Raw genomic sequence first — 13,290 nt, forward strand, 5'->3', positions numbered from 1 at the left:
TGAGCAGCGCCATCACGCCGCCGATCAGGAAGAACACGAACGACGTCGTGAGATACAGCGTGCCGATCGTCTTGTGGTCGGTGGTCGTCAGCCACTTCACCACGACATTGCCGGGCTGCTTGCGCCTGACCGGCAGCTCGCTCTCGTACGAGTCTTCAGCTGCCGCGGCACCCTGGGGTTCGTTGAGGATGCTCACAGGTTTGTCGTCTCCCGGTTCTTCTCGTGGCTCGTCTGCGCGATGCCGGCGGGAATGTAACCGGTCTGCCCCTTCTTGGCGAGGTCCTTGAGGTGTTGCTCGTAGCGCTCGGGGGAGACGACCTTCACGTTGAACAGCATCCGGGAGTGGTCGACGCCGCAGAGCTCGGCGCACTTGCCGAGGAAGGTGCCCTCCTCATTGGGGGTCACCTGGAAGGCGTTGGCGTGGCCCGGGATGACGTCCATCTTCATCAGGAACGGCACCACCCAGAAGGAGTGGATGACGTCTCGCGAGGTGAGGACGAAGCGGACCGTCTCACCCTTCGGGAGCCAGAGTGTCGGGCCCGGGTTGCCGGTCTGCGGGTTCCTGGTGGCCGGCGTACCGACGTCGTAGACACCGCCGGCGTTCGCGGGGAACACGTCCTTGAACCGCGCCGGAATGGCGTCCAGGTTCTTGTCGGTCTTCGCGTCGCCGGTCACACCTGGGACGTTCTCGACGTAGTTGAAGCCCCAGCTCCACTGGAAGCCGACCACGTTGATCGTGACGTCCGGCTTCTTGGAGAGGCTCAGCAGCTTCGTCTCGTCCCGTGCCGTGAAGTAGAACAACACCGAGATGATGATGATCGGGACCACCGTGTACAGCGCCTCGATCGGCATGTTGTACCGGGTCTGCGGAGGAACCTCGACCTTGGTCCGGCTGCGCCGGTGGAAGATGGCACTCCACAGGATCAGGCCCCACACCAGCACGCCGACGGCGAGCGCGGCGGCCCAGGAGCCCTGCCACAGGGAGAGGATCCGCGGAGCCTCTTCGGTGGCCGGGGTGGGCATACCAAGGCGGGGGAAGTCCTTGTATGTGCAACCGGTGGCGGTCGCCAGGACCAGGCCCGCGGTCATTGCCATCAGCAGCTTCCGCCGCATCGGGCGCCGCGACTTGGGGGTCCCGCCCACGCCCTTCAGGCGGTGGGGGAGGTCGGAGCCGTTGGGACTCACGTAGCGCCTTCCCGAGAGTCTCGCCCGCGCGGTCGGCTGCGGCCTTCTCGCTGGTCGGTCGCCGCCCTGCGACGGGCAGGGGTTTGGATGTTTATGCGGACCAAACCCTAGCCCACCCCCTCCGGGGCGTTGCGGGGAGGGTGCCGTACGCGCCGCGGGTCGTGCTGAAAGGGGTGAGGGCCCCGGTGGGGCGCCCGATGACCCGGTGGGTTTCGGGTTTCCGGCGGGTGCGGGTACGGCGTGGTTGATCACGCGGTTCCCCAAGCCGCTTCGGGGCGTCTAGCGTTGCCGTATGGCTTATTTCGATGCCGCTTCCGCCGCTCCGCTGCATCCCGTCGCGCGGCAGGCCCTGCTGGCCGCGCTCGACGAGGGGTGGGCCGATCCGGCGCGGCTGTACCGGGAGGGGCGGCGGGCCCGGCTGTTGCTCGACGCGGCGCGGGAGACCGCGGCGGAGGCGGTGGGGTGCCGGCCGGACGAGCTGGTGTTCACCTCGTCCGGGACCCGGGCCGTGCACACCGGGATCGCGGGGGCGCTGGCCGGGCGGCGGCGGGCCGGGCGTCACCTGATCGTGTCAGCCGTCGAACACTCCTCGGTGCTGCACTCGGCCGAGGTCCATGAGCGGGACGGCGGGACGGTCACCCGAGTGGCCGTCAGCCGGGCGGGGACGGTGGACGCTTCGGCGTACGCGGCGGCGGTGCGGCCGGACACCGCGCTGGCCTGTCTCCAGTCGGCCAACCACGAGGTGGGCACCGAGCAGCCGGTGGCGGCGGTGGCCGAGGGCTGCCGGGCGGCCGGGGTGCCGCTGCTGGTGGACGCGGCCCAGTCGCTGGCCTGGGGGCCGGTCGAGGGCGACTGGTCACTGCTGACGGGGAGCGCCCACAAGTGGGGCGGGCCGCCCGGGGTGGGCCTGCTCGTGGTGCGCAAGGGGGTGCGGTTCGCGGCCCAGGGCCCCCTGGACGAACGGGAGTCGGGGCGGGCGGCGGGTTTCGAGGACATCCCGGCGATCGTGGCCGCGGCGGCCTCGCTGCGGGCGGTGCGGGCCGAGGCCGCCCAGGAGGCGGTACGGCTGCGCGCCCTGACGGAGCGGATCCGGACCCGGGTGCCGGCGGCGGTGCCGGACGCGGAGGTGGTCGGCGATCCGGACCGCCGGGTGCCCGGGATCGTCACGTTCTCCTGTCTCTATGTCGACGGTGAGGCGCTGCTCCACGCGCTGGACGCGGAGGGTTTCTCCGTCTCGTCCGGCTCGTCGTGCACCAGCAGCACGCTGACGCCGAGCCATGTGCTCACGGCGATGGGCGTGCTGAGCGAGGGGAACGTGCGGGTGTCACTGCCCATGGGGACGGCCGCGGCGGAGGTCGAGCGGTTCCTCGACGTGCTGCCGGGAGCCGTGGCGGGCGTGCGGGAGAAGCTCGGGGCGCCGGCTCCGGCGACGACCGTGCGGCGGGACGTGCTGGTCGTCGACGCTCTCGGCAAGCGCTGCCCGATCCCCGTCATCGAGTTGGCCAAGGTCATCGGCGACGTACCGGCCGGCGGCCTGGTCCGGGTCCTGTCCGACGACGAGGCGGCCCGGCTGGACATCCCGGCGTGGTGCGCCATGCGCGCGCAGGAGTACGTCGGTGAGGAGCCGGCGGACGGCGGCACCGCCTATCTGGTCCGCCGGCTGACCTGACCTTCCCCCGCGCCGCCCGCTCAGCCGAGGTGCTTGCGCACCTCGGCCGCCGCCTCGTCGCCGTACGCCTTGGTGAACCGGTCCATGAAGTGCCCGCGCCGCAGCTGGTACTCCTGCGTGCCCACGGTCTCGATGACGAGGGTCGCCAGCGTGCAGCCGACCTGCGCGGCGCGCTCCAGCGAGACGCCCCAGGCCAGGCCCGACAGGAACCCCGCACGGAAGGCGTCGCCGACGCCCGTGGGGTCGGCCTTGCGCTCCTCCTCGGGGCAGCCGACCTCGATCGGGTCCGCGCCGTCCTGCTCGATCCGCACGCCGCGCGAGCCGAGCGTGGTGACGCGGGTGCCGACCTTGGCGAGGATCTCGGCGTCGCTCCAGCCGGTCTTGGACTCGATGAGGCCCTTCTCGTACTCGTTCGAGAAGAGGTACGTCGCGCCGTCCAGCAGTATCCGGATCTCGTCGCCGTCCATGCGGGCGATCTGCTGGGAGAAGTCGGCGGCGAAGGGGATCCGGCGCGAGCGGCACTCCTCGGTGTGCCGGAGCATGCCCTCCGGGTCGTCGGCGCCGATCAGTACCAGGTCGAGGCCGTCGACGCGGTCCGCGACGGTCTTCAGCTCGATCAGGCGCGCCTCGCTCATCGCGCCCGTGTAGAACGAGCCGATCTGGTTGTGGTCGGCGTCGGTGGTGCACACGAAGCGGGCGGTGTGCAGGGTCTCGGAGATGCGGACCGAGTCGGTGTCGACGCCGTGCCGCTCCAGCCAGGCGCGGTACTCGTCGAAGTCGAAGCCGGCGGCGCCGACCAGGATCGGCTCGGTGCCCAGCTGGCCCATGCCGAAGGCGATGTTCGCGCCGACGCCGCCCCGGCGGACGTCGAGGTTGTCGACCAGGAACGAGAGCGAGACGGTGTGCAGCTGATCCGCGACGAGCTGGTCGGTGAAACGACCGGGGAACGTCATGAGGTGGTCGGTGGCGATGGAGCCGGTGACTGCGATGCGCACGGCGAGAACTCTCCTGGAGGGAGGCGGTTTGACAGTTCACGCTACCCGGTTCGAGAGGCGCGCTGAAGGCGGGTAAACTACCCGAAAGTAGACCTTTCTTCGCGCGTTCTGGCGTGCCTACGGTGCCTTTATGGTGAACTTCAAGATCTGCTCCACCGCCCCGGCCGACCCCGACGGCGACCTGGCTTCGCTGCGCGGCGACGGCGCGCGGATGGCCGCGCGCTGGGCGGCGCCCCGGCAGGCCGACCCCCGTCCGGTGCCGCCGTCGCTCATCCACGGGGTGACCGTCCCGGCGCGCTCCGCCCGGCTGCTGGACGCGATGTCGGACTACGGCGACTGAGCAGCCCGCCGCCGCCCGGCCGCGACCGTGCGCCCGCGGGGACCGCTGCCGGGTGAGCCCGAACAAGCCCGGCCGGGCAGACCACCGCGTCCGCGCCGCCCGCGGGAACCGCACGCTCCCGCTCCGCGTCCCATCGGCGTCCCCGAGAAAGGGCGATGCGGGATACGACCCCACCAAGGGAGCGATGCGGTGAACAGCGAGCGACCTGGCAAGCCGGACATCCCCGACCGGGACGACGAGGACGCCGCCGCGGGTACCACCGGGGACACCGACTCCCCCGGCCGGGCGACGGGCCCCGGCAGCGGGACCGGCGCCGGGGAGGCCACCTCCGGGACCCGGGCCCCAAAGGAGAAGGAGACCGGGAAGGCGACCGGGCAGGGGGCACGCGGCGGGTGGCGGCGGTCTCCCGTGGTCCTCGCCTCCGTGGCCGCGGCCGTGGTGCTGGCCGGAGGCGGCGGGGCCTGTCTCGCCGCCACCGCGAACGGCGGTTCCGGCCCGGCGGCGGCCGGCCCCGGCCGCACTCCCCCGCCCCCGCTCGCGCTGGACGGGTATCCCGGCCCGTCGGCGGCATCGGGCGGTACGAACGGCATCGCGCCCGGCGAGCCCGCTCCGTACGGCGTGCGGTACGAGGCCGGCGGCGACCTGCCCGGCGGGCCCGGCTCGGCTCCCGTGTACCGGCCCGCGGGCGAGGTCGGCGCGGACGAGGTGGCCCGGCTGGCGAAGGCGCTCGGGGTGGCCGGGACGCCGGTGGCCGAGGGAACGGGCTGGCGGGTCGGGAGCGGCAAGGACCTCTTCGGACCGAGCCTGAGCGTGGCCGCGAAGGCGCCGGGCGACTGGACCTTCCAGCGGTACGCGCCCGGCACCGACGACTGCAAGGGCGGCACCGTCTGTTCGCAGGACCCCGCGGGACCCGCCGACCCGGTCAGCGGACCGGCCGCCGAGAAGGCCGCGGCACCGGTCCTGAAGGCGCTCGGCCAGGACGACGCGAAGCTCGACACGAGCCAGGTCATGGGCGCCCAGCGGGTGGTGAACGCCGATCCGGTGGTGGCCGGCCTGCCCACGCACGGCTGGACGACCGGGCTGACCGTGAGCGGACAGGGCGAAGTGGTCGCGGGCAGCGGGCTCTTGACGGCGCCGGAGAAGCCGGAGAAGCCGGAGAAGGGGGACACCTACCCGGTGCTGAGCGCGCGGCGGACGCTGGACCTGATGAACACGGCACCCCCGGGCGATCACCGTATGGGCATCGGCGGCTGCGCCAGTCCCGTACCGCTGCGGGACCGGCTGGAGCAGCCGTGCGGGGCCGGGGCGTCGACGGCGGCGTCGCGGCCGGACACGGCGACCGTGCGCAAGGCGGTCTTCGGACTGGCCGCGCACTCCGTCGCGGGGCGGCCGACGCTGGTGCCGTCGTGGCTGTTCGAGGTACGGGGGCCGGGTGCGCGGGATACCTACACGGTGGCGTACCCGGCGGTGGACCCCCAGTACCTGAGCGGGCCGAGCCCGTCGGCGACGCGGCCCGCGGCGCCGGACAAGCCGAAGTCACGGGACACCGCGGTGGCCGGCTACACGGCCACCGACTCGGAGCTGACCGTGCGCTTCTCCGGCAGCGTGTGCTCCGACTACACGGCCTCCGCCGACGAGAGCGCGGACCGGGTGAAGGTCACGGTGACGGAGCGGTACGACCCGGGCACGGTCTGCATCCTGCTCCTGAAGGGCTACCAGCGGACGATCCCGCTGGACGAGCCGCTGGGCGACCGGACGGTGGTCGGCACCGACGGCAAGCCCATCCCCGAGGGCAAGCAGGGAACGGGCCTGCCTCAGGCCCGCTGAGCGGGTGGGCGAAGTCCGCGCGGGGTGAGCCGGTCACCCGGACCGACCGGCTCACCCGGGCCGATGGGCCACCTGGACCAACCGGTCACCGGACCGCGAAGGCGGCGGCCCTCCGCGGGGAGGGTCGCCGCCTCGTGAGGTGCGGTGCGCGGCTCAGCTGAAGGAGTCGCCGCAGGCGCAGGAGCCGGTCGCGTTCGGGTTGTCGATCGTGAAGCCCTGCTTCTCGATCGTGTCCACGAAGTCGATCGTGGCGCCGCCGAGGTAGGGGGCGCTCATGCGGTCGGTGACGACCTTGACCCCGCCGAAGTCCTTCTCCACGTCCCCGTCGAGGGAACGCTCGTCGAAGAAGAGCTGGTAGCGCAGGCCGGAGCAGCCGCCGGGCTGGACGGCCACGCGCAGCGCGAGGTCGTCACGGCCTTCCTGGTCGAGCAGGGCCTTGACCTTGGACGCGGCGGCGTCGGTCAGGACGATGCCGTCGGTGACGGTGGTGGTCTCGTCCGATACGGACATCTACATCTCTCCCGGGTTGTACGGAGACTGCTTGCCGACGAGTGCAACCGGCGGGTCCGCGGATTCATTCCGGGCCGGGCGTTCTCGTTGTCGCATTTTTCCTCTGAGTTCATGCTCGCACACGCCCGCGGACGCGGACAGTGGCCGTCGAGCGACCCGACCGGGATTCATGTCACATGGACATAATGGCGATCGTCAAAGTGACGTGAACCAGTTATGATAGATAGCGTCAGTTCGACGAAAACTAGAAAGGGTGTGTGCCGTGACCACCGCCCATCCCTCCGAGCTCGACATACAGCCGAGCCCGCTCGCCCTGCTGCTCCTCGGCCGGCAGGCCGACCCGACGAGCGAGCGCGGTGTCGAGTGTCCCGGCGAGTTGCCCTCGCCGTCCGACCCCGATCTAATCGAGCGCGCGCGGGCGGCCAAGGAGAAGCTCGGGGACAAGGTCTTCGTGCTCGGCCATCACTACCAGCGTGACGAGGTCATCCAGTTCGCCGACGTCACGGGTGACTCCTTCAAGCTGGCCCGGGACGCGGCGGCCCGCCCGGAGGCCGAGTACATCGTGTTCTGCGGTGTGCACTTCATGGCGGAATCCGCGGACATCCTGACCAGTGACGCCCAGAAGGTCGTCCTGCCCGACCTCGCCGCGGGCTGCTCGATGGCCGACATGGCCACCGCCGAACAGGTGGCGGAGTGCTGGGACGTGCTCACCGAGGCCGGGATCGCCGAGCAGGTCGTGCCCGTCTCGTACATGAACTCCTCCGCCGACATCAAAGCCTTCACGGGCCGGCACGGCGGCACCATCTGCACGTCGTCGAACGCGCAGCGGGCCCTGGAGTGGGCCTTCCAGCAGGGGGAGCCCTCGAAGACGAAGGTGCTCTTCCTGCCCGACCAGCACCTGGGCCGCAACACCGCGGTGCGCGACCTGGGCATGTCCCTGGCGGACTGCGTCGTCTACAACCCGCACAAGCCGAACGGCGGGCTGACGGCGGACGAGTTGCGCGACGCCCGGATGATCCTGTGGCGGGGGCACTGCTCGGTGCACGGGCGGTTCAGCCTGGAGTCGGTGAACGAGGTGCGGGAACGGATCCCCGGCGTCAACGTGCTGGTCCACCCGGAGTGCCGGCACGAGGTCGTGGCCGCGGCGGACCACGTCGGTTCGACCGAGTACATCATCAAGGCCCTCGAGGCCGCGCCCGCCGGGTCCAAGTGGGCGGTCGGCACGGAGCTGAACCTGGTACGGCGGCTGGCGAACCGTTTCGCCCCCGAGGGCAAGGAGATCGTCTTCCTCGACCGCACGGTCTGCTTCTGCTCGACGATGAACCGCATCGACCTGCCGCACCTGGTCTGGGCGCTGGAGTCGCTGGCCGAGGGGAACCTCGTCAACCGCATCGTGGTCGACATGGAGACGGAGGCGTACGCGAAGCTGGCGCTGGAGCGGATGCTCGCGTTGCCGTAGGCGGAGGCGGGGTTCGGGCGCGCTGGGGGGAGGGCGCCCGCCGTCCACGGATCCGGACCGTAACAGCAGAGACGGGTGCGGGGCCTGCCGCCCGGCGGCAGGCCCCGCACCCGGATCCCGGTCTCAGACCCCCACGGGTTCCCGTACCTCCGGCTCGCCCGCGGCCCGCTTCGCCGCGCGCTTCTTCGCCCGTCGCTCCTTGCGGAGTTCGAGCATCGCGTACAGCGTCGGGACCAGCAGCAGCGTCAGCAGGGTCGACGTGATCAGCCCGCCGATCACCACCACCGCGAGCGGCTGGGCGATGAAGCCGCCCTCGCCGGTGACGCCGAGTGCCATCGGCAGCAGGGCGAAGATGGTGGCCAGTGCCGTCATCAGGATCGGGCGGAGCCGGTGCCGGCCGCCCTCCACCACGGCTTCGACAACGCCGTAGCCCTGGCGCCGGTACTGGTTGATCAGGTCGATCAGCACGATCGCGTTCGTCACCACGATGCCGATCAGCATCAGCATGCCGATCATCGCGGGGACGCCCATCGGCGTACCGGTCAGGACGAGCAGGCCGAGCGCGCCGGTCGCCGCGAACGGCACGGACACCAGCAAGATCAGCGGCTGGACCAGCGAACGGAACGTACCCACCAGCAGCAGGAAGACGATCGCGATCGCCGCGATCATCGCCAGGGCCAGGTTCTTGAACGCGCTGTTCTGGTCCGAGGTGACGCCGCCGATCTTCGCCGTGGCGCCCTCCGGGAGCTTCAGCGCGTCGATCTTGGACTGGAGCTTGGTGCTCACCGCGCCGGTGTTGTCACCCGTCGGCCGCGCGGTGATGGTCGCGGCGCGCTGGCCGTCGATCCGGGTGATCGAGACCGGGCCGTCCACCAGCTTCACCGTCGCGATGTCGCCCAGCTTCACCGGGCCCAGTTTCAGCGCCCGCAGCTGCGCCAGCGTCTCGGCCGGCTTCGCCGACTTGACCACGATGTCACGCTCGGTGTCGTCCAGGGTCGCCTTCGCGGCCGTCTTGGTGCCGCCGACCGCCTGGGACACCGCGGCGCCCAGCGTCTGGTCGTTGAAGCCCGCGGCGGCGGCCTTCGCGTTCGCCGTGACCGAGACCCGCGGCACGCTCTGCGTCAGGTCGCTGGTCACGTCCGTGACGTCGCTCAGTCCGGCCACGGTCTTGCGCACCTGCTCCGCCGCCGTGCTCAGCACGTTCTGGTCGGCCGCCTTCACGACCACGCTGAGGTCCTGGCTGCCGAAGCCGTCACCGGCGGACACCGTGGTGGAGCCGATGCCCTTCAGCTGGGCCAGGCCGTCCTCGATGTGCGTCTGCACGTCGTCGGAGGACGCCGAGTCCTCCAGCATCACCTGGTACGACGCCTGGTTGGTGTCCGTACCGCCGCCGAAGGCCGCCATGAAGCCGGACGAACCGATCGTGACCTGGTAGTCCTTGACGCCCTTGGTGTCGCCGAGCAGCTTCTCCACCCGTTTGGCCTGCTCGTCGGTGGCCGCGAGGCTGGTACCGGGCTTCAGCTCCTGCTTGACGCTGAGCACCTGCTGCTCGCCCTGGTCGAAGAAGTTCGTCTTCAGCAGCGGGGCCATGCCGAAGGTGGCGAGCAGCACCACCACGGCGATCACGACGCTGGTGAAGCGGCGGCGCGTGGCGAACCGCAGCACCGGGACGTAGACGCGCTGGAGGCGGCTGTTGGCCTCCTTCTCCTCCGCCTTGCGGCGGGCCTGCTCGGTGTCCTCGGGGGTGCCCTTCGGGGCGCGCAGGAACCAGTACGACAGGACCGGCACGACCGTCAGCGACACCAGCAGGGACGCCAGCAGCGCGGCGGTCACAGTGAGGCTGAACGAGCCGAACAGCGCGCCCACCATGCCGCCGACCAGACCGATCGGCAGGAAGACGGCGACCGTGGTGAGGGTCGAGGCGGTGACCGCGCCGGCCACCTCGCGGACCGCGCCGAGGATCGCGGACTGGCGTTCCTCGCCGTAGCTGAGGTGCCGCTTGATGTTCTCCAGGACGACGATCGAGTCGTCGACGACCCGGCCGATGGCGATGGTCAGCGCGCCCAGCGAGAGCATGTTCAGGGACAGCCCGCGCGTCCACAGCACGATCAGGGCGAGGACGACGGAGAGCGGGATGCTGACCGCCGTCACCAGCGTCGACCGCAGCGACGCCAGGAAGACCAGGATGACCAGGACGGCGAAGAGCAGACCCAGGGCGCCCTCGACGGTCAGGCCGTTGATGGACTTCGACACCGCCGGGCCCTGGTCGCTGACGACGGTGATCTGCGAGCCGGAGCCGAGTTGCTTGCGCAGGTCGGGGAGCTTGTCCTTGACCGCGTTGGAGATGGAGACCGCGCTGCCGTCGTGGTTCATGGTGACGCTGACGGCCAGGCTCGGCCGGCCGTCGGTGCGGGTGATGGAGTCGGCGGGGGCCGGCTGCTCCTTGACCGTGGCGACGTCGCCGAGGCGCACCGGCTTGCCGCCGGGCTGCTGGCCGGTGACCATCAGGTCCTGGATCGCCGCGAGCGAGGTGAAGCCGGCGCCGACCTGGACGGTGCGGTTGGCGCCGTCCTCGTCGAAGGAGCCGGCCGGGACGCCGGCGCCGCCCGCCTGGAGCGCCTGGCCGATGGCGGCGGCGTTGAGGCCCGCCGCGGCCAGCTTCTTGTCGTCGGGGGTCACCGCGACCTGGAGGTCCCGCACGCCGTCGACCTGGACGCGGCCGACACCGCTGATGTCCTTCAGATCCGGTACGACCGTCTTGTCGAGCTGGTCGGCGAGGGTCTGCTGGTCCTTGTCCGAGGTGACGGCGAGGACCACGGTCGGGATGTCGTCCGTCGACCCGGAGACCACCTGCGGTTCGACGCCGGCCGGGAGCTGGGCGCGGTTGACGGCCTGCTGAACGTCGTTGACCAGCTGCTTGGTGTCGTTGCCGTAGTCGAACGACGCCATGATCACGGCGTTGCCCTCGCTGGCCGTGGAGGTGACGCCGGAGATGTTGTTGACGGCTTCGAGGTTGTTTTCCAGGGGTTCGACGACCTGCTTCTCGACGACGTCGGGGGACGCGCCCTGGTAGGGCACGATGACCGACACCAGCGGCAGGTCGATGTTGGGCAGCAGCTGCTGTTTGATCTGGGGTATCGCGATCGCCCCGAAGACGAGGGCGATGATGGACATCAGCCCTATCAGGGCCCGTTGCGCGAGGCTGAAGCGTGACAGCCAGGACATGGGTCAGGGTCTCTCTTCTGTGAGCGGCAGAAGGGCGGGTGACCGCCCACATCACACCACTCTGGGCCATCCGCGAGAGCCGATCCGTCAGCCGGAGGTCCATTTCCTTACCCCGGTCCTACTCCGCCCGGAGTACGCCCGGGTGGAGGTCAGTCCATCCTCGGACGTACCAGCCCTGACTCGTAGGCGATGACCACCAGCTGGGCGCGGTCCCGTGCGCCCAGCTTGGCCATGGCCCGGTTGACGTGGGTCTTCACCGTCAGCGGGCTGACCTCCAGGCGCTCGGCGATCTCGTCGTTGGAGTGGCCGCCGGCGACCTGCACCAGTACCTCGCGCTCCCGTCCGGTCAGCGCGTCCAGCCGGTCGGAGCGTGCGGGGTCGCGGCCGTCGTCGGCGGCGTCGCCCTGGGCGAGGAAGCGGGTGATGAGGCCCTTGGTGGCCACCGGGGAGAGCAGGGCGTCGCCGTGGGCCGCGATCCGTATGGCGCTGAGGAGTTCGTCGGGTTCGGAGCCCTTGCCGAGGAAGCCGGAGGCGCCCGCGCGCAGCGCCTGCACCACGTAGTCGTCGACCTCGAAGGTGGTCAGGATGACCACGCGGACGTGCGCGAGGGCGGGGTCGGCGCTGATCAGCCGGGTGGCCTGGAGGCCGTCGGTGCCGGGCATCCGGATGTCCATGAGGACGACGTCCGCCCGCTGCTGTCTGGTCAGCCGCACCGCTTCCGCGCCGTCGGACGCCTCCCCCACCACCTCCATGTCCGCCTCGGAGTCGACGAGCACGCGGAAGGCGCTGCGCAGCAGTGCCTGGTCGTCGGCGAGCAGGACACGGATCGTCATGCGGGCTCCCCCGTGGCGGCGGTGCGGTTGGTGAGGGGCAGGATCGCATGGACGCGGAAGCCGCCTCCGTACCGGGGACCGGTGGTGAGGCTGCCGCCGAGGGCGGTGGCCCGCTCCCGCATGCCGATCAGCCCGTGTCCGCCGCCGGCGGCGGGGGCGCCGTCCGGTGCCGTGCCGTCGTCGAGGACGGTGACCTCGACGAGCGGTCCCACGCGGACCACGCTGACCTCGGCCTTGGCGGCGGGGCCCGCGTGCTTCTGCACGTTGGTCAGGGCCTCCTGGATGATCCGGTAGGCGGCCAGGTCGACGGTCGCGGGCAGGGCCTCGCCCTGGCCGGCGTGGGCGACCTCCACCTGGAGGCCGGCGTTGCGGAAGGTGTCGGCGAGTTCGTCGAGGCGGCTGAGGCCGGGGGCGGGTTCGGTGGGGGCCTCGGGGTCGCCGGACTGGCGCAGCAGGCCGACGGTGGCACGCAGTTCGTTGAGCGCGGACCGGCTGGCCTCCCGTACGTGGCCGAGGGCCTCCTTCGCCTGGTCGGGGCGCTTGTCCATGACATGGGCTGCGACTCCGGCCTGGACGTTGACCAGGGCGATGTGGTGGGCGACGACGTCGTGCAGATCGCGGGCGATGCGCAGGCGTTCCTCGGCGACGCGGCGCCTGGCCTCCTCCTCGCGGGTGCGTTCGGCCCGTTCGGCGCGTTCCCGGATGGCCCGGACGACCGCGCGGCGGCTGCGGACGGCGTCGCCCGCGGTGGCGCCGATGCCGGTCCAGGCGATGATGGCCAGGTTGTCCTGGGCGTACCAGGGCAGCGGTCCGGCGAGCATGGCGGCGCCGGTCAGCACGGTCATGGTGAGCAGGCCGACCCGCCAGGTGGTGGCGCGGTCGGTGGTCGCGGCGACCGTGTAGAGGGCGATGACGGCGGTCATCGCGACGGGGGTGCGCGGGTCGCCGGTGACGCTCTCGACGAGCGCCATGGCGCCGGTGACGCCGAGGACGGTCCGCGGGGCGCTGCGGCGGAAGACGAGGGCCGCGGCACCGACGGTCATCAGGACCAGGCTGAGCACGTCCGGGGTGCGCACGGCCCAGGTGACGCCGTGCTTCGCGGGGCCGGCGAAGGACCCGGCCACCATGCACACCAGCGCGCCCACCGCGATGGCCGTGTCCAGCGCGAAGGGGTGCGCGGTGAGCCGGTGGCGGGCGCGCTGGAGAGTGCTCACGTCGGGAACGGTACGGGGCCGCGGGTGCCTGAC

General features: G+C 71.5%; 10 protein-coding genes and 1 pseudogene. 4 read left to right on the top strand and 7 right to left on the bottom strand.

The annotated features are described in order from the left end of the window. A pseudogene (locus ACFY2B_RS34315) lies at window positions 1-196 on the bottom strand (cytochrome ubiquinol oxidase subunit I); the annotation flags it as partial. After that, a complete protein-coding gene (coxB, locus tag ACFY2B_RS34320) occupies window positions 193-1,185 on the bottom strand; it encodes a cytochrome c oxidase subunit II (RefSeq protein ID WP_390766976.1) in 993 nt (330 codons plus the stop codon). The gene coxB and the pseudogene ACFY2B_RS34315, both read right to left, overlap by 4 nt. A gap of 292 nt (window positions 1,186-1,477) precedes the next feature. Between coxB and ACFY2B_RS34325 the strand changes: the two genes are divergently transcribed. After that, window positions 1,478-2,854 carry a cysteine desulfurase/sulfurtransferase TusA family protein gene (locus ACFY2B_RS34325; RefSeq protein ID WP_390766977.1) on the top strand — a complete coding sequence of 459 codons (1,377 nt, stop codon included), beginning with the start codon at window positions 1,478-1,480 and terminating at the stop codon, window positions 2,852-2,854. Window positions 2,855-2,874: 20 nt separating this feature from the next. On the opposite strand, the gene ACFY2B_RS34330 is transcribed toward ACFY2B_RS34325, so the two are convergent. After that, window positions 2,875-3,849, bottom strand: coding sequence for a carbohydrate kinase family protein (locus ACFY2B_RS34330; protein WP_390766978.1), 975 nt, complete (start codon window positions 3,847-3,849; stop codon window positions 2,875-2,877). A 130-nt stretch (window positions 3,850-3,979) separates the two neighbouring features. Here ACFY2B_RS34330 and ACFY2B_RS34335 point away from each other — a divergent pair, with 130 nt between their 5' ends. Beyond that, a complete protein-coding gene (locus ACFY2B_RS34335; RefSeq protein WP_390766979.1) occupies window positions 3,980-4,189 on the top strand; it encodes a hypothetical protein in 210 nt (69 codons plus the stop codon). A 189-nt stretch (window positions 4,190-4,378) separates the two neighbouring features. After that, a complete protein-coding gene (locus ACFY2B_RS34340; protein WP_390766980.1) occupies window positions 4,379-6,016 on the top strand; it encodes a hypothetical protein in 1,638 nt (545 codons plus the stop codon). A 153-nt stretch (window positions 6,017-6,169) separates the two neighbouring features. Here the strand turns inward: ACFY2B_RS34340 and ACFY2B_RS34345 are convergent, their stop codons facing one another. Continuing rightward, a complete protein-coding gene (locus ACFY2B_RS34345; RefSeq protein WP_111002424.1) occupies window positions 6,170-6,526 on the bottom strand; it encodes an iron-sulfur cluster assembly accessory protein in 357 nt (118 codons plus the stop codon). 262 nt (window positions 6,527-6,788) lie between these two features. On the opposite strand from ACFY2B_RS34345, the gene nadA reads away from it, so the two are divergent. Beyond that, a complete protein-coding gene (gene nadA, locus ACFY2B_RS34350; protein ID WP_390766981.1) occupies window positions 6,789-7,985 on the top strand; it encodes a quinolinate synthase NadA in 1,197 nt (398 codons plus the stop codon). 123 nt (window positions 7,986-8,108) lie between these two features. On the opposite strand, the gene ACFY2B_RS34355 is transcribed toward nadA, so the two are convergent. From ACFY2B_RS34355 to ACFY2B_RS34365, 3 genes are all read right to left on the bottom strand, one after another. Further along, window positions 8,109-11,210 carry an efflux RND transporter permease subunit gene (locus ACFY2B_RS34355; RefSeq protein ID WP_390766982.1) on the bottom strand — a complete coding sequence of 1,034 codons (3,102 nt, stop codon included), beginning with the start codon at window positions 11,208-11,210 and terminating at the stop codon, window positions 8,109-8,111. A gap of 149 nt (window positions 11,211-11,359) precedes the next feature. Beyond that, a complete protein-coding gene (locus tag ACFY2B_RS34360; protein WP_390766983.1) occupies window positions 11,360-12,043 on the bottom strand; it encodes a response regulator in 684 nt (227 codons plus the stop codon). Then, entirely contained in the window at window positions 12,040-13,257 is a 1,218-nt protein-coding gene (locus ACFY2B_RS34365) for a sensor histidine kinase (RefSeq protein ID WP_390766984.1), read from the bottom strand. The genes ACFY2B_RS34360 and ACFY2B_RS34365 overlap by 4 nt, the downstream gene beginning before the upstream one ends. Window positions 13,258-13,290 lie beyond the last annotated feature (33 nt).

Origin of the sequence: Streptomyces sp. NPDC001270 (assembly GCF_042896695.1) — a bacterium.
Classification (GTDB): domain Bacteria; phylum Actinomycetota; class Actinomycetes; order Streptomycetales; family Streptomycetaceae; genus Streptomyces.

What these genes read in the sequence shown, in the direction of transcription:
- ACFY2B_RS34355 (WP_390766982.1), bottom strand. Translation starts at nt 11,210, where the DNA reads ATGTCCTGGCTGTCACGCTTCAGCCTCGCGCAACGGGCCCTGATAGGG.
- ACFY2B_RS34335 (WP_390766979.1), top strand. Translation starts at nt 3,980, where the DNA reads ATGGTGAACTTCAAGATCTGCTCCACCGCCCCGGCCGACCCCGACGGC.
- ACFY2B_RS34325 (WP_390766977.1), top strand. Translation starts at nt 1,478, where the DNA reads ATGGCTTATTTCGATGCCGCTTCCGCCGCTCCGCTGCATCCCGTCGCG.
- ACFY2B_RS34360 (WP_390766983.1), bottom strand. Translation starts at nt 12,043, where the DNA reads ATGACGATCCGTGTCCTGCTCGCCGACGACCAGGCACTGCTGCGCAGC.
- ACFY2B_RS34345 (WP_111002424.1), bottom strand. Translation starts at nt 6,526, where the DNA reads ATGTCCGTATCGGACGAGACCACCACCGTCACCGACGGCATCGTCCTG.